The 15210-nt window shown below is 70.4% G+C and carries 14 protein-coding genes; 2 read left to right on the forward strand and 12 right to left on the reverse strand.

The window, feature by feature from the left end:
• Window positions 1–20 precede the first annotated feature (20 nt).
• From HP550_RS20625 to HP550_RS20635, 3 genes are read right to left on the reverse strand one after another with little or no spacing between them, the layout of a single operon-like run.
• The gene (locus tag HP550_RS20625; RefSeq protein WP_175349565.1) at window positions 21–1709 is read right to left on the reverse strand and encodes an AMP-binding protein; all 1689 of its coding nucleotides are present in this window, start codon (window positions 1707–1709) and stop codon (window positions 21–23) included.
• A 29-nt stretch (window positions 1710–1738) separates the two neighbouring features.
• Window positions 1739–2257: a GNAT family N-acetyltransferase gene (locus tag HP550_RS20630; RefSeq protein ID WP_175349566.1), complete on the reverse strand. Its 519-nt coding sequence runs from the start codon at window positions 2255–2257 to the stop codon at window positions 1739–1741.
• Between the two features lies 1 nt (window position 2258).
• The gene (locus HP550_RS20635) at window positions 2259–3422 is read right to left on the reverse strand and encodes an acyl-CoA dehydrogenase family protein (protein ID WP_175349567.1); all 1164 of its coding nucleotides are present in this window, start codon (window positions 3420–3422) and stop codon (window positions 2259–2261) included.
• A gap of 37 nt (window positions 3423–3459) precedes the next feature.
• Between HP550_RS20635 and HP550_RS20640 the strand changes: the two genes are divergently transcribed.
• Complete coding sequence (locus tag HP550_RS20640; protein WP_175349568.1) at window positions 3460–3744, forward strand: YciI family protein; 285 nt, start codon at window positions 3460–3462, stop codon at window positions 3742–3744.
• A gap of 1 nt (window position 3745) precedes the next feature.
• Here the strand turns inward: HP550_RS20640 and HP550_RS20645 are convergent, their stop codons facing one another.
• The 7 genes from HP550_RS20645 to HP550_RS20675 form a co-directional block, all read right to left on the reverse strand.
• A complete protein-coding gene (locus tag HP550_RS20645; protein ID WP_175349569.1) occupies window positions 3746–4768 on the reverse strand; it encodes a TerC/Alx family metal homeostasis membrane protein in 1023 nt (340 codons plus the stop codon).
• A gap of 10 nt (window positions 4769–4778) precedes the next feature.
• On the reverse strand, window positions 4779–5786 hold the full coding sequence (locus HP550_RS20650; protein ID WP_175349570.1) for a TerC family protein: 1008 nt from the start codon (window positions 5784–5786) through the stop codon (window positions 4779–4781).
• Between the two features lie 203 nt (window positions 5787–5989).
• Window positions 5990–8095 (reverse strand): excinuclease ABC subunit UvrB, encoded by a 2106-nt coding sequence (uvrB, locus tag HP550_RS20655; protein WP_175349571.1) that lies wholly within the window; start codon window positions 8093–8095, stop codon window positions 5990–5992.
• A gap of 37 nt (window positions 8096–8132) precedes the next feature.
• Window positions 8133–8768, reverse strand: a complete 636-nt coding sequence (gene pcp / locus HP550_RS20660) for a pyroglutamyl-peptidase I (protein ID WP_175349572.1) — start codon at window positions 8766–8768, stop codon at window positions 8133–8135.
• Window positions 8765–9394, reverse strand: a complete 630-nt coding sequence (coaE, locus tag HP550_RS20665; RefSeq protein ID WP_175349573.1) for a dephospho-CoA kinase — start codon at window positions 9392–9394, stop codon at window positions 8765–8767. The genes pcp and coaE overlap by 4 nt, the downstream gene beginning before the upstream one ends.
• Window positions 9395–9489: 95 nt before the next feature.
• Window positions 9490–10998: a 30S ribosomal protein S1 gene (gene rpsA, locus HP550_RS20670; protein WP_175349574.1), complete on the reverse strand. Its 1509-nt coding sequence runs from the start codon at window positions 10996–10998 to the stop codon at window positions 9490–9492.
• Window positions 10999–11230: 232 nt separating this feature from the next.
• Complete coding sequence (locus HP550_RS20675; RefSeq protein ID WP_175349575.1) at window positions 11231–12256, reverse strand: ATP-dependent 6-phosphofructokinase; 1026 nt, start codon at window positions 12254–12256, stop codon at window positions 11231–11233.
• Between the two features lie 106 nt (window positions 12257–12362).
• On the opposite strand from HP550_RS20675, the gene HP550_RS20680 reads away from it, so the two are divergent.
• Window positions 12363–13181, forward strand: coding sequence for a class I SAM-dependent methyltransferase (locus HP550_RS20680; protein WP_175349576.1), 819 nt, complete (start codon window positions 12363–12365; stop codon window positions 13179–13181).
• Between the two features lie 22 nt (window positions 13182–13203).
• On the opposite strand, the gene HP550_RS20685 is transcribed toward HP550_RS20680, so the two are convergent.
• Both HP550_RS20685 and HP550_RS20690 read right to left on the reverse strand, forming a co-directional pair.
• Window positions 13204–14862 carry a solute symporter family protein gene (locus tag HP550_RS20685; protein ID WP_175349577.1) on the reverse strand — a complete coding sequence of 553 codons (1659 nt, stop codon included), beginning with the start codon at window positions 14860–14862 and terminating at the stop codon, window positions 13204–13206.
• Window positions 14859–15209 (reverse strand): DUF485 domain-containing protein, encoded by a 351-nt coding sequence (locus tag HP550_RS20690; protein ID WP_175349578.1) that lies wholly within the window; start codon window positions 15207–15209, stop codon window positions 14859–14861. Before HP550_RS20690 ends, HP550_RS20685 begins: the two co-directional genes overlap by 4 nt.
• Window position 15210 lies beyond the last annotated feature (1 nt).

Below are 15210 nucleotides of genomic sequence, written 5' to 3' on the forward strand. Positions count from 1 at the left end.
CGAGCAGTATGCCGTCGGGGTCAGCCGGCGAGGACCGACTCCCGCACGACGCGGCGCAGCACCTTGCCGACCTGCGACCGCGGCAGCTCGTCGAGGAAAACCAGCCGGCGCGGGAGCGCGTAGCGCGCCAGGTGCCGCTCGCCCCATGCGCGGACGGCGTCCAGGTCGATCCCGCGGGCGCCGGGCTCGAGCACGACGGCGGCGACCACGGTCTCGCCGAGATCGCCCCCGGGGACCCCGACCACCGCGACGTCCGCCACGCCAGGCATGCCGCGCAGGTGGTCCTCGACCTGCGAGGGGTAGACCTTGAAGCCGCCGCTGACGATGACCTCCTTGATCCGGTCCACCAGCACGACCCACCCGGTCCCGTCGACCGTCACGATGTCGCCGGTCCGGAGCCACCCGTCGTCGAGCAGCTGCTCCGCGGTCTCGTCGGGCCGACCCCAGTAGCCGGCGAACACCTGCGGGCCGCGGATCAGCAGCTCCCCACGCTCCCCCGGCTCGACCTCGCGGGTGACGTCGGTGGGGTCCACGACCCGGATACTGGTGCTCGGGAACGGCAGGCCGAGGGTGCCGGGGCGGCGCGCTCCCGTCAGCGGGTTGCCCAGCGCGACGGGCGACGTCTCGGTCATCCCGTACCCCTCGACGACGAGCCCGCCGGTCACGTCCTCCCACTTCTTCGCGGTCGCCGCGGGGAGCGCCATCGCACCGGAGATCGCGTACCGGAACGACGTGAGGTCCGCGCCGGACGCCGCGGCGGCGACGGCCAGTCGGTCGAGCATCGGCGGCACGGCCGGCAGGAAGGTCCCCGGGAGGCGCTTCTGGGCGGAGAGGACCATCGCGGGGTCGAACGACGGGAACGCGACGAGCGTCGCGCCGACCCGCATCGCGTAGCTCAGGCAGAGCGTCAGCCCGAAGGCGTGGAAGAACGGCAGCACCCCGTAGACGACGTCGGTGCCGGGCTCCACGCCGGTCCAGGCGTGACCCTGCACCGCGTTGGCCACCAGGTTGCGGTGCGTCAGCATGGCGCCCTTGGGCGTCCCGGTGGTGCCGCCGGTGTACTGGAGCAGTGCGACGTCCGACGACGACGGCGTCGGGTGCGCCGGGTCGAGGGGCGCGGCCTTGGCGACGAGCCGGTGCCACATGGGGAACGCCGGCGGCACCGCGCCGCACATGGCGTGCCGGGCTCGGCGGGCGCTGGGCAGCGGCAGGCGCAGGGCGAGCTGCTTGCCCCGGGGCAGGTCGGCGGAGAGGTCCACGGCGACGACGGCCTTGAGCGACGTCCGCGCAAGCGTCTCGAGGACACGCGGCACCGCCTTCTCCCACACGAGCGCGACGACGGCCCCCGAGTCGGCCAGCTGGTGCGCGAGCTCGCCCGCCGAGTAGGTGGGGTTGTGCTCGACGACGACCGCACCGATGCGGAGCGCCGCGTAGAAGGCGATCACGTGCCCGGTGCAGTTCGGCATCACCAGGGCGACCCGGTCCCCCGGCCGGACGCCGAGGTCGAGCAGCACCTGCGCCCCGCGCGCGACGGCGTCGGCCAGCTCCGCGTACGTCGTGGACGCTCCGAGGAAGTCCACGGCCGTCCGCCCGGGCCACCGCTGGGCTGCCCGGTCGAGCGCCGCGGTGAGCGGCTCGTCGGGGATCGCGACGTCTCGCGGGGCACCCGTCGAGGCGGCGTTCGGTCGGCTGGGTCCCACGGTCGTCATCCCCCGATCGTAACCTACGGGTGCGTAGGTTACTTGAGAGTAGGTTGTGAGTCCGCCCGGCGCGACCACCGCGTCACGGACACGCCGTCGGGCTCCACGTCGAGGGGACCACGGTCGAACGACGCCCGTTCGAGCACCCCTTCGCTCGCCACGTTCCCGACCATCGTCCGGGCGTGCACGACGTCCGCGCCGTGCTCCAGAGCCCATCGCGAGAGGGCACGGACGGCCTCCGTGGCCAGACCCAGCCCGCGGCCGGCGGGCAGGAACGCGTAGTACAGGTGGGGGCCGTCGACACGCAGCGACAGCCCGATCGTGCCCAGCGGGACCCCGGACCGCTCGACGACGAACCGCCCGCCGCGACCCTCGGCACGCTGGGTCAGGCTCCGTGCCACGCGCTCGCGCGCCTCGTCCACGCCGACGTCCGCCGGGTAGTACGTCCACTGCGCCACGTCGGCGACGCGGGAGAGGGAGTGGTCGAGCGCCCAGTCGTCCTCCCGCAGTGCGCGCAGCCGTGCTCCGGGCAGGTCCAGCACGCCGGGCAGCTCCACGTCAGGCCTCCGGCGGTCCCAGCACCGACGTCGCGAGCGTCGCGTGCGCCGACTCGTCGTCGGACGGGTGGAACATCCCCGCGAGCACGTCGCGGTACAACCGCCCGAGCTCGCTCCCCGAGAAGTAGGACCCTCCGCCGGAGACGCGGATCGAGTTGTCCACGACCACCCGCGCGGACTCCGTGGCGCGGACCTTGAGCCCCACCAGCTGGGCGAACCAGCGCGCGCCGTGGTCCACCTGCTCGTCGACGTCGCGAGCGAGGGCGAACACCTGGAGCTCGGCCCCGTCCTGCGCCAGCACCGCGTCGGCGATCCGCCAGCGGATGTCGGGGTCCTGCGCGTAGGCACGACCGTCGAACTTCATCGAGGTCCGACGGCGCGCCGCCTCGATGCCCAGCTCGATCGCCCGCCGGCCGATGCCGGTGTAGACCGCACCGAGCAGGATCTCGAACACGGCGAAGAGGGCGAACACGAACGGGTCCGCGCTCGGGCCTGGCGGCAGCGACCGGTAGACGCGGTCCGCCGGGGCCAGCGCGCCGTCCAGCACCGTGGTCGCCGACTGGGTGGCGCGCATCCCGAGGGTGTCCCAGTCGTCGCGCGCCTCGATACCACCGTCGGAGCGGGAGACGACGCCGTGCACGAGCCGGGGGTCGTCGGCGTCGGAGTCGTCCAGACCGAACGTCGCCAGCCGCGTCCACACCGGCGACAGCGACGTGAAGATCTTGGTCCCGGTGTACCGGTACGAGCCGTCGGGCTGCCGCTCCGCACGCGTCCGCGAGCCGAACATCACCAGGTCGTTGCCCGGCTCGGAGTTGCCGAACGCGAAGACCTCCCCCGCGGCGGCGTCCCGCAGGACGAACTCGACGGAGTCGTCGCCGCGAGCCACCAACAACGCGGCGAGCCCCGTCACCACCAGGTGCATGTTGACCGCCAACGCGGTGGCCGGCGCCGCAGCGGCGAGCCGAACCTGCTCGCGCGCGACCTCCTCGAGCGTCAGCCCCGCGCCGCCCAGCTCGGTGGGCACGAACGCGGTCAGGTACCCGGCGGCGACCAGGTCCGCGAGGTCGTCGTGCGGGAACGTGTTGTCCCGGTCGTGCTGCGGTGCACGCTCATGGATCCGGTCCAGCAGGTCCTGGGTGAGCAGCGTGCGCAACGTCCGAGCCATGTCAGCACTCTGCCACCGGCTCGGGCAGGATGACGCCATGCCCACCTATGCCGTCCGCTACACCTACGACGAGCGCACCGACGTGCGCGACCAGGTCCGACCCGAGCACCGCGCGTACCTCACCGCGCTGGCCGAGCACGGCACGCTCCTGGGCTCCGGCCCGTTCACGGACGGCGACCCCGGTGCCCTCCTGGTCTTCCGCGCGGCCTCGCCGGAGGTCCTCGACGCGATCCTCGCGGACGACCCGTTCGTCCGCGAGGGCCTCGTCGCGCACAGCGACGTGCGGGCCTGGGACGTCGTCCTCGGCCCCTGGAGCGCCTGAGTCAGTCGGTCGCCTCGACCACAGGCTCCTCGGGAGCCGTCACCGCACGGCGCTCGTCGACGCGCGTCTTGACGATGCTGGCGACGGCGGTCACCCCAAGGATGAGCACGATCGCGCTCAGGGACAGCCAGATCGGGATCTCGGGCGCCCAGGCGACCGGCTCGCCGCCGTTGATGAACGGCACCTCGTTCTCGTGCAGGGCGTGCAGGACCAGCTTGACGCCGATGAAGCCGAGCAGGACCGCCAGCCCGATGTTGAGGTAGACCAGCCGCGTCAGCAGGTCGCCCAGCAGGAAGTACAGCTGGCGCAGGCCCATCAGGGCGAACAGGTTGGCCATGAGCACCAGGTACGGCTCGCTGGTGAGCCCGAAGATCGCCGGGATCGAGTCGAAGGCGAACAGCAGGTCGGTCGCACCGAGGGCGACCAGCACCACGAACATCGGGGTCATGAGCCGGCGGCCGCCCTCGACCACCGTGAGCTTGACGCCGTGGTAGTCCGGCGTGGCGGGGAAGATCCGCTGCACGATCCGCAGCAGGAGCGGCGGGTGGAACTCGTCGTCCGGGTCCACCTCGCCCTCACGCCCCACCTTCCAGGCCGTGTAGACGAGGAACGCGCCGAACAGGTAGAACACCCAGCTGAACGCGTCGATGACCGCGGCGCCCGCCCAGATGAACAGGCCGCGGAACACCAGCGCCAGGATGATCCCGATGAGCAGCGCGGTCTGCTGGTACGCGCGCGGCACCGCGAACTTGCCCATGATCAGCAGGAAGACGAAGAGGTTGTCCACCGACAGCGAGTACTCGGTGAGCCAGCCCGCGAAGAACTGACCCGCGAACTCCGCACCTGACGTCACCCAGACTCCGACCCCGAAGAGCACCGCGAGGCCGATGTAGAGGGTCAGGTAGCGCACGCACTCCGCCGTCGTCGGCACGTGCGGACGACGTCCGACGATGGCGACGTCGACCACGAGCAGGGCACCGGCCAGCCCGAGGGAGACGATCCAGACCAGGGGGTCGACGTTCACGTAGCAGTCCTCAGCTCTCGGTCGACGAGGCGATGCGCTCGTCGGTGCGGGTCTTCAGGAGGCTGGCCACGGTGGCCACGGCAAGGGTGCCGAGGATGACCGTGAGCGACAGCCAGATGGGGATCTCGGGCGCCCACTCGACGTGCTCGCCGTTGTTGATGAAGGGCAGCTCATTGACGTGCAACGCGTGGAGCACCAGCTTGATGCCGATGAACCCGAGGATGACGGCGAGCCCCTGCGACAGGTAGACCAGCCGCTCGAGCAGCCCGCCGATGAGGAAGTACAGCTGGCGCAGGCCCAGCAGGGCGAACGCGTTGGCCGTGAAGACGATGTACGGCTCCTCGGTCAGGCCGTAGATGGCGGGGATCGAGTCGAGCGCGAACAGGATGTCGGTCGACCCGATGGCCACCATCACCAGGAGCATCGGGGTGAGCAGCCGCTTGCCGTCGATCCGCACCGTGAGGCGGTCGCCGTGGTACTCCTCCGTCGTCGGGAGCACGCGCTTGAGCATGCGCACCGCGAAGCCGTCGCGCTCCATCCGAGGGTCCGGGTGCTCCGCGTCGTGGTGCTCACGAGCCAGCTTCACCGCCGTGTACACGAGGAACAGGCCGAAGATGTAGAAGACCCAGGAGAACTGCTCGATCGCGGCGGCACCCGCCAGGATGAAGATCGTCCGCAGGACCAGGGCGATCACGACGCCGACCAGGAGCACCTTCTGCTGGTACTCCCGTGGCACCGCGAACTTCGTCATGATGATGAGGAAGACGAAGAGGTTGTCGACCGAGAGGCTCTTCTCGGTGACGTACCCGGCGAAGTACTCGGTGCCCGGCCCCCACCCCCAGGCCATCCCCACGACGACACCGAAGACCAGCGCGAGACCGATGTAGAAGATCGACCAGCGCGCCGACTCCTGGAAGCTCGGGGCGTGCGGCGTGCGCACGTGCGCGAAGAAGTCGAAGAAGATCAACCCGACGACGAAGACCGCCGTCCCTGCCCAGACCCAGCCGGACACATCCATGCAGAAACCTCCGGTACGAGAGTTGCTTCGGTACCGAAGGTCTCCCCCGCCCGCGCGACGTTCCGCAGCGGACCGATCCCACCGGGCACCGCGCTAGCGGGTCCGTGATGACGACGGGATCGTGTGTGGGGTACTCCCCTTCAACGTCGGCAAGCATAAGCCACGCATGTGTCCGGCACGTGACGTGCCCACAGCGCGCCCGATCAGGCCGTCGCCGCCTGCATCTGCCGGAGCTCCTTCTTCATCCCCGAGATCTCGTCCCGCAGGCGGGCGGCCAGCTCGAACTGGAGCTCGCCCGCCGCGGCGTGCATCTGGTCCGACAGCTGCTGGATCAGATCCGCCAGCTCTCCCGCCGCGACGCCCGTCAGGCGCGTGCGCTCGTCGCGCGGTCCGCCCTTCGACCCGAACCCGGGGACCGGGGCCTTCCCGCGGCTGGACTGCCGGCCCGCCCCACCGAGCAGCTCGGCGGTGTCCGCGTCCTCGCGTGCCAGCAGGTCCGTGATGTCGCCGATCTTCTTGCGCAGCGGAGTCGGGTCGATGCCGTTCTCGAGGTTGTAGGCGACCTGGCGTTCGCGCCGGCGGCTGGTCTCCTCGATGGCCAGTGCCATGCCGTCGGTGATCCGGTCGGCGTACATGTGCACCTCACCGGAGACGTTGCGCGCCGCGCGCCCGATCGTCTGGATGAGCGACCGCCCGGAGCGCAGGAAGCCCTCCTTGTCCGCGTCGAGGATCGCCACCAGCGACACCTCCGGCAGGTCCAGCCCCTCGCGCAGCAGGTTGATGCCCACGAGCACGTCGTACTCCCCGAGCCGCAGCTCACGCAGGAGCTCCACGCGACGCAGCGTGTCCACCTCCGAGTGCAGGTAGCGCACGCGGACGCCCTTCTCCAGGAAGTAGTCCGTCAGGTCCTCGGCCATCTTCTTGGTGAGCGTGGTGACCAGCACGCGCTCGTCCTTCTCGACCCGGTCGTGGATCTCGCCCAGCAGGTCGTCGATCTGTCCCGTGGTCGGCTTGACGACGACCTGGGGGTCGACCAGCCCGGTCGGGCGGATGATCTGCTCCACCACCCCGTCCGAGATCGACATCTCGTAGTTGCCCGGCGTGGCCGAGAGGTAGACCGTCTGGCCGATCCGCTCGACGAACTCCTCCCACCGCAGCGGCCGGTTGTCCGTGGCGCTGGGCAGCCGGAAGCCGTGGTCCACCAGCGCGCGCTTGCGCGACATGTCGCCCTCGAACATCGCCCCGATCTGCGGGACCGTGACGTGCGACTCGTCGATGACCAGCAGGAAGTCCTCGGGGAAGTAGTCGATCAGCGTGTTGGGTGCCGTGCCCGGGCTGCGACCGTCGATGTGCCGCGAGTAGTTCTCGATGCCGGAGCACGAGCCGATCTGGCGCATCATCTCGATGTCGTAGGTGGTCCGCATGCGCAGCCGCTGGGCCTCGAGGAGCTTGTTCTGCCGCTCCAGCTCGGCCAGGCGTTCCTCGAGCTCGAGCTCGATCCCGCGGATCGCCCGCTCCATGCGCTCGGGGCCTGCGACGTAGTGGGTGGCCGGGAAGATGTGCATCTGGTGCTCGGAGTGCACGATGTCGCCCGTGAGCGGGTGCAGCGTCGCGATCGCCTCGATCTCGTCGCCGAAGAACTCGATCCGGATGGCCAGCTCCTCGTACACCGGGATGATCTCGACCGTGTCCCCCCGCACGCGGAACGTGCCGCGCGTGAACGCCATGTCGTTGCGGGTGTACTGCATGGTGACGAACTTGCGGAGCAGCTGGTCGCGGTCCACCTGGTCGCCGACGGAGAGCGTCACCATGCGGTCGACGTACTCCTGCGGCGTGCCGAGACCGTAGATGCAGCTGACGGAGGCGACCACGATCACGTCCCGCCGGGTGAGCAGCGAGCTGGTGGCCGAGTGCCGCAGCCGCTCGACCTCGTCGTTGATGGACGAGTCCTTCTCGATGTAGGTGTCCGTCTGCGCGATGTACGCCTCGGGCTGGTAGTAGTCGTAGTACGACACGAAGTACTCGACGGCGTTGTTGGGCAGCAGCTCCCGGAACTCCGTGGCCAGCTGCGCCGCGAGCGTCTTGTTCGGGGCCATGACGAGCGTCGGACGCTGCACCTGCTCGATGAGCCAGGCGGTCGTCGCGGACTTGCCGGTGCCCGTGGCGCCCAGCAGGACGACGTCCTTCTCCCCCGCCTTGATCCGCGCCGTCAGCTCCTTGATCGCCTTCGGCTGGTCGCCCGACGGCGTGTACTCGGAGATCACCTCGAACGGCGCGACGGTCCGCTGGAGATCGGTGACTGGACGCATGCCACAACCGTACGTGCCACCACCGACACGCGACGCGCTACGCCAGGGTGCCCGCCGAGACGCGCAGGTCCGTGCGGGTCGACAGCGCCGCGCGCAGCACCGCGAGCACCGCGGTCGCGGCCTCGTCGACCGAGAGCGACGGGCCGTCGCCGACCACCTGGGCAGGGGTGCGGGGCACGTGCACGAACCCGCTGCGCACTGACGTCGCGGCCAGCAGGTGCTGGAGCGCGTAGAACGTGGCGTTGCAGACGTAGAGCCCTGCCGTGTTCGACACCTCGACCAGGACGCCGGCCTCCGCGACGGCCGCGGCGCACGCCTTGACGGGCAGCGTGGAGAAGAACGCCGCGGGCGCACCGGCGATGACCGGGACGTCGACCGGCGCGGAGCCGTCGATGTCCGGGATCCGCGCGTCGATGAGGTTCACGGCCACCCGCTCGACGCCGACCGCACTCCTGCGGTCTGCCTCGCCGACGCACACGACCAGGTCCGGCTCGATCTCCGCGACGGCGACCCGCAGTTGCTGACGCGCACCCCGGAACGACACCGGGAGCTCCCGGGCCACGAGCTCGTCGGGACCCGTCCACCGCGCGACCACCTCGGACACCGCCAGCCACGACGCGTTCACGCTCTGCCCGTCGAACGGGCCGAAGCCCGTCAGCAGGACGCGCGTCACGGGGTCTCGGCCGCGAGCTCGTCGGCCCGCTCGACGGCGAGCCGGTCCCAGAGCTCGTCCACCTGCGCTCGCAGGGCGTCGTCGCTGCCCGTGCCGTCCAGCACCACGTCCGCGACCTCGAGGCGCGCGTCGTCGCTCGCCTGCGCCGACACCCGCGCCTCGGCCTCGCCGCGGTCCATGCCGCGCAGCCGCACCAGACGCTCGACGCGCAGCACCGCGGGGGCGTGCACGACGACGAGCACGTGGAACGCGTCCGCCTGGCCGGTCTCGACCAGCAGCGGGATGTCGTGCACCACGACGGCTCCGTGGTCGGTCACCGCGGCGGCCGCCTCACGCTCGGCGGAGAGCCGACGGACCACCGGGTGCACGATCGCGTCCAGCCGTGCCCGGGCCGCCGGGTCGGTGAACACGATCGCGGCGAGCGCCGCCCGGTCGAGCGAGCCGTCGGCCCCGAGCACGCCGGGGCCGAACTCCTCGACCACGGCGTCGAGCCCGGCGGACCCGGGCGCCACCGCCTCGCGCGCCAGGACGTCGGAGTCGATCACCACCGCCCCGAGCTCCGCCAGTCGCCGCGCCGCGACGGACTTGCCGGCCGCGATCCCGCCTGTCAGACCGATGCGTTGCATCCGACCATCCTGCCCTGCGCCGCCCGGGAGCGCAGTGTCCGGGAACGCCGATGGCCGGCCACCTCGGAAGGTGACCGGCCATCGAGCGGGTGGGTTCAGTTACCCGTGAGCTTCTCGCGCAGAGCGGCGAGCGCCTCGTCGGACGCGAGGGTGCCCGCGGCCTCCTCGGTGGACGACGAGTACGTCGACGGCACGGGGCCGGCAGACGAGCTCGACGACGAGCTGGACGATGCCGTAGCACCCTCGACGGCGCCGCTGGCAGCCTCCGCGTCGGCCTTCGCCGCGTCGGAGACCTGCTTGCGGTGCGCCTCCCAGCGCTCGTGGGCCTGCGCGTACTGCGCCTCCCACACCTCGCGCTGGGCCTCGAAGCCCTCGAGCCACTCGTTCGTGGCCGGGTCGAAGCCCTCGGGGTACTTGTAGTTGCCGGCGTCGTCGTACTCGGCCGCCATGCCGTACAGCGCGGGGTCGAAGTCCTCGCTGGCCGGGTCGAAGCCCTCGTTCGCCTGCTTGAGCGACAGCGAGATGCGGCGACGCTCCAGGTCGATGTCGATGACCTTGACGAAGACGTCGTCGCCGACCTGGACGACCTGCTCCGGGATCTCGACGTGGCGCACGGCCAGCTCCGAGATGTGCACCAGGCCCTCGATGCCGTCCTCGACGCGCACGAACGCACCGAACGGAACCAGCTTGGTGACCTTGCCGGGAACGACCTGGCCGATGGCGTGCGTCCGGGCGAAGGCCTGCCACGGGTCCTCCTGCGTCGCCTTCAGCGACAGGGAGACACGCTCGCGGTCGAAGTCGACGTCGAGGACCTCGACGGTGACCTCCTGGCCGACCTCGACGACCTCGGACGGGTGGTCGATGTGCTTCCAGGAGAGCTCGGAGACGTGCACGAGCCCGTCCACGCCACCCAGGTCCACGAACGCACCGAAGTTGACGATCGAGGACACGACGCCGGGGCGGACCTGACCCTTCTGGAGCGTCTGCAGGAAGGTGGAGCGCACCTCGGACTGCGTCTGCTCGAGCCAGGCACGGCGCGACAGGACCACGTTGTTGCGGTTCTTGTCGAGCTCGATGATCTTGGCCTCGATCTCCTTGCCGACGTACGGCTGGAGGTCGCGGACGCGACGCATCTCCACCAGCGACGCGGGCAGGAAGCCGCGCAGCCCGATGTCGAGGATGAGGCCGCCCTTGACGACCTCGATGACGGTGCCGGTGACGACGCCGTCCTCTTCCTTGATCTTCTCGATCGTGCCCCAGGCGCGCTCGTACTGTGCGCGCTTCTTGGACAGGATCAGCCGGCCTTCCTTGTCCTCCTTCTGGAGGACGAGGGCCTCGACCACGTCGCCGACCTTGACGACCTCACCGGGGTCCACGTCGTGCTTGATGGACAGCTCACGGGAGGGGATGACGCCCTCGGTCTTGTAACCGATGTCGAGCAGGACCTCGTCGCGGTCGACCTTGACGATGGTGCCCTCGACGATGTCGCCATCGTTGAAGTACTTGATGGTGGCGTCGATCGCGGCGAGGAAGTCCTCGGCCGAGCCGATGTCGTTGATCGCGACCTGCGGGGTGGCGGGCTTCGCGGGGGTGGTGATGCTCATGTAGGGATGGGCTCCGATGCGGACAGGGAAGTTGTACGGACTGAACGTGTGTGCCGGCGGCACGGTGACATGCGTAGGACAGACAAGATGGTGATCGCGATCTGATGGGACGCCCTCGACCCCCCGGAGAGGGCCCTCGCACGAGCAGTACGAGTGAGGACACGCCGACGCAACAAGGCGCGCGGCACCGCCGTCCACCCTATCGGTGTGGCGATGGGCAGGTCAAAGTCGATCAGGCGAGCGCGCGGGCGACCGCCAACAGCTCGTCGGACACGTACTTGACCTTGCCTGCCACCTCGCTCAGCGGAACCATCACGACGGACTCCCCGCGCAGCGCGGTCATGACGTTGGACTGGCCGGCGCTGGCGGCGTCGATGGCCGCGACCCCGAACCGCGAGCCCAGGATCCGGTCGACGTGCGTGGGGATGCCGCCGCGCTGGACATGCCCCAGCACGACCACACGGGTGTCGAAGCCGGTGCGGCTCTCGATCTCCACCTTGAGCCGCTGACCGATGGCCCCGGCGACGATGTCCCCGAACTTGCCCATCGGCGTCTCGTAGTCCATCGAGGTGCCCTGCGCGGGCACGGCGCCCTCGGCGACGACGATGATCGAGAAGCTGGCGTGCGCGCGGTGCCGGTGCTTGAGGAACTTCTCGATCTTGTCGATGTCGAACGGCGCCTCGGGCGCCAGCACGATCTCGGCTCCCCCGGCGATGCCCGACGTCGCCGCGATCCAGCCCGCGTGCCGCCCCATGACCTCGACGATCATCACGCGGTTGTGGCTCTCCGCGGTGGTGTGGATGCGGTCGATCGCCTCGGTCGCGATGGACACCGCGGTGTCGAACCCGATCGACTGGTCCGTGCCCCAGACGTCGTTGTCGATCGTCTTGGGGATCGCGACGATCCGGATGCCGGCCTCGGCCACCTTGCTCGCGGCGTGCAGCGTGCCGTCGCCACCGATGCAGATCAGCGCCTCGATCTTCTCCGACTCGAGCGTGGACAGCACCGCGTCCAGACCGCCGTTGTCCGCGTGGGGGTGGTACCGGGCGGTCCCGAGCAGGGTCCCGCCGACCGCCAGCTGGTTGCGGATGTGCTCGCGCGTCAGGGGCATGGAGAGGCCGTCGACCACGCCGCGCCACCCGTTGCGGAAGCCGGTGATCGTGTGGCCGTACTCGCCCTCGCCACGCTTCACGACGGCGCGGATCGCGGCATTCAGGCCGGGGACGTCGCCGCCGCCCGTGAGCAGACCGACTCGCACGCTGGCACTCCTTGATCGCGGGAACAACTGGGGGGGAAGCGCGTCGTCGGGCTGCCTTGCGACAGCGTATCCGCGCGAAGTGGTGCTCAGACGTGACACTGGTCCCATGACGGACGACCACCTGGCCGAGGCAGGCTACCTCGACGTCCCGTCCGCGGCGGGCGGATCCGCGAGCCGCGGCTGGTGGGACGCCAACGCCGAGGAGTACCTCGACGAGCATGGCACGTTCCTCGGGCCTGGCGACTTCTGCTGGTGCCCGGAGGGGGTCCGTGAGGGGGATGCGCACCTGCTCGGTGACCTGACAGGGCTGCGGGTGCTGGAGGTGGGTTCCGGTGCCGCGCAGTGCGCCCGCTGGCTCGTCGGCGAGGGTGTCGAGGTGGTCGCGACCGACGTGTCGCTCGGGATGCTCGCGGCGGGCGCCCGGTACGACGGCGGCGTCGGTCGCACGACGCCCATGGTCCAGGCCGACGCCCGCGCGCTGCCGTTCGCCGACTCGTCCTTCGACGTCGCGTTCACCGCGTTCGGCGCGCTCCCGTTCGTGCCCGACGCCGACCGCGTCCACGCGGAGGTCGCCCGGGTGCTGCGGCCCGGCGGTCGGTGGGTGTTCGCCGTCACCCACCCGATCCGGTGGGCGTTCCCCGACGACCCCGGCGAGGCGGGTCTGACAGCCACGCGGTCGTACTTCGACCGGACGCCCTACGCCGAGATCGGCGAGTCGGGACGCGTGCTGTACGCCGAGTACCACCGGACGCTGGGCGACCACGTGGCCGAGCTCGTGGCCGCGGGGTTCGTCCTCGACAGGCTGGTCGAGCCCGAGTGGCCCACCGGGCACGACCGCACGTGGGGCGGGTGGGGGCCGGTCCGCGGCGCACGCCTGCCCGGGACCGCGATCTTCGTGACGCACCGCGGGCGGCCGCCGCGGTAGACGGCCGCCCGCGGTCAGAGCGTCAGTGCACCGTCGCCTTCTCGGAGCCGGCGCCGGTCAGCGACCGGACCTCCATCTCGGCGTACTTCTCGGGGTGCGGCGGTTCCTTGCTCAGGTAGGTGCCGACGATCCCGAGGACGAACGCGAGCGGGATCGAGATCAGGCCCGGGTTCTCCAGGGGGATCACGGCGAAGTCGACGTTCGTGTTCTTGATCATCGACAGGCTCGCGCCGGTCACCGGGTCGACCTTGCCGGACACCACCGGCGAGAACGTGATGAGCACGATGCAGGAGATGAGTCCCCCGTACATGCTCCACAGCGCGCCCGACGTGTTGAACCTCTTCCAGAACAGCGAGTAGAGGATCGTCGGCAGGTTGGCGCTCGCGGCGACCGCGAAGGCCAGCGCCACCAGGAACGCCACGTTCTGGCCGTTGGCGAAGATGCCGCCGATGATCGCGAGGATGCCGATGGCCACCACGGTGATCCGCGCGACCCGCACCTCGCCGTCGGGCGAGACCTCGCCGTGCTTGATCACCGAGGCGTAGATGTCGTGCGCGAACGTCGCCGCGGCGGTGATGGTCAGGCCCGCGACGACCGCGAGGATCGTGGCGAACGCCACCGCCGAGATGACGCCCAGCAGGATCACGCCGCCCAGCTCGAACGCGAGCAGCGGTGCCGCCGAGTTCACGCCGCCGGGTGCCGCCTTGATGACTTCCGGTCCGACCAGCGCCGCGGCGCCGTACCCGAGCACCAGGGTGAACAGGTAGAAGATGCCGATGAGCCAGATGGCCCAGACGACCGAGCGCCGCGCCTCCTTGGCGGACGGCACCGTGTAGAAGCGCATGAGCACGTGCGGCAGGCCGGCGGTGCCCAGCACGAGCGCGAGGGCGAGCGACAGGAAGTTCAGCTGGGTCATGGCGCTCACGCCGTACTGCTTGCCCGGTGCGATGAGGGCCTCGCCGCCCTCTCCGGCCGTGTCGATGGCGCCCTGGAGCAGGTCGGACAGGTTGAACCCGAACTTCGCGAGCACCCAGATCGTCATGACCGCGGCGCCGGCGATGAGCAGGATCGCCTTGATGATCTGCACCCAGGTGGTCCCCTTCATGCCGCCGACCAGCACGTACAGGATCATGAGCGCGCCGACGACGGCGATGACGAGACCCTGCCCGGCCACCCCGTCGATGCCCAGCAGGAGGGCGACGAGACCGCCGGCACCCGCCATCTGCGCCAGCAGGTAGAAGAAGACGACCGTCAGGGTGGCCAGCGCGGCGGCCATGCGGACGGGCCGCTGCTTGAGCCGGAACGACAGGACGTCGGCCATCGTGAACCGGCCGGTGTTCCGGAGCAGCTCGGCGACCAGCAGGAGCGCGACGAGCCACGCCACCAGGAAGCCGATCGAGTACAGGAAGCCGTCGTACCCGTTGATGGCGATCGCGCCGCAGATGCCCAGGAACGACGCCGCGGACAGGTAGTCGCCCGCGATCGCGGTGCCGTTCTGCGGGCCGGTGAACGAGCGCCCGGCGGCGTAGTAGTCGGCGGCGGTCTTGTTGTTGCGGGAGGCGCGGAAGACGATCACGAGCGTGAGGAGCACGAAGGCTCCGAAGATCGCGATGTTGAGGGCCGGGTTGCCGATGTCCTCCGACTCGGCGGCCCGCAGCAGGCTGCTCAGCGAGGCGGTCATGCGGCACCTCCGTCCAGGGCGGTGCCGTCCTCGATGTGCAGCCGCAGCCGTTCGGCCACCGCGTCCTGCTTGTTGTTGGCCCAGCGCGCGTAGACCATCGTGATGACGAAGGTCGAGACGAACTGGCCGAGCCCGAACAGCAGGCCGACGGTGATGTTGCCCCAGACCTTGGTCGCCATGAAGTCGTGCGCGTAGTTGGCGAGCAGCACGTACAGGAAGTACCAGGACAGGAAGAAGGCCGTCATCGGGAAGACGAAGCGGCGGAACCGGCGCTTGAGGGCCTGGAACTCCGCGCCGTTCTGCACTCGTTGGTAGTCGGTCTCGCGATCTCCGAAGGTGTCGGTCACC

Source organism: Cellulomonas humilata (assembly GCF_013359775.1).
Lineage (GTDB): Bacteria > Actinomycetota > Actinomycetes > Actinomycetales > Cellulomonadaceae > Cellulomonas > Cellulomonas humilata.

Bases quoted from the DNA above. Each gene is read 5' to 3' on its own strand.
- HP550_RS20625 (WP_175349565.1), bottom strand. From the start codon at position 1,709: ATGACGACCGTGGGACCCAGCCGACCGAACGCCGCCTCGACGGGTGCC.
- HP550_RS20635 (WP_175349567.1), bottom strand. From the start codon at position 3,422: ATGGCTCGGACGTTGCGCACGCTGCTCACCCAGGACCTGCTGGACCGG.
- HP550_RS20640 (WP_175349568.1), top strand. From the start codon at position 3,460: ATGCCCACCTATGCCGTCCGCTACACCTACGACGAGCGCACCGACGTG.
- HP550_RS20650 (WP_175349570.1), bottom strand. From the start codon at position 5,786: ATGGATGTGTCCGGCTGGGTCTGGGCAGGGACGGCGGTCTTCGTCGTC.
- uvrB (WP_175349571.1), bottom strand. From the start codon at position 8,095: ATGCGTCCAGTCACCGATCTCCAGCGGACCGTCGCGCCGTTCGAGGTG.
- coaE (WP_175349573.1), bottom strand. From the start codon at position 9,394: ATGCAACGCATCGGTCTGACAGGCGGGATCGCGGCCGGCAAGTCCGTC.
- rpsA (WP_175349574.1), bottom strand. From the start codon at position 10,998: ATGAGCATCACCACCCCCGCGAAGCCCGCCACCCCGCAGGTCGCGATC.
- HP550_RS20680 (WP_175349576.1), top strand. From the start codon at position 12,363: ATGACGGACGACCACCTGGCCGAGGCAGGCTACCTCGACGTCCCGTCC.
- HP550_RS20685 (WP_175349577.1), bottom strand. From the start codon at position 14,862: ATGACCGCCTCGCTGAGCAGCCTGCTGCGGGCCGCCGAGTCGGAGGAC.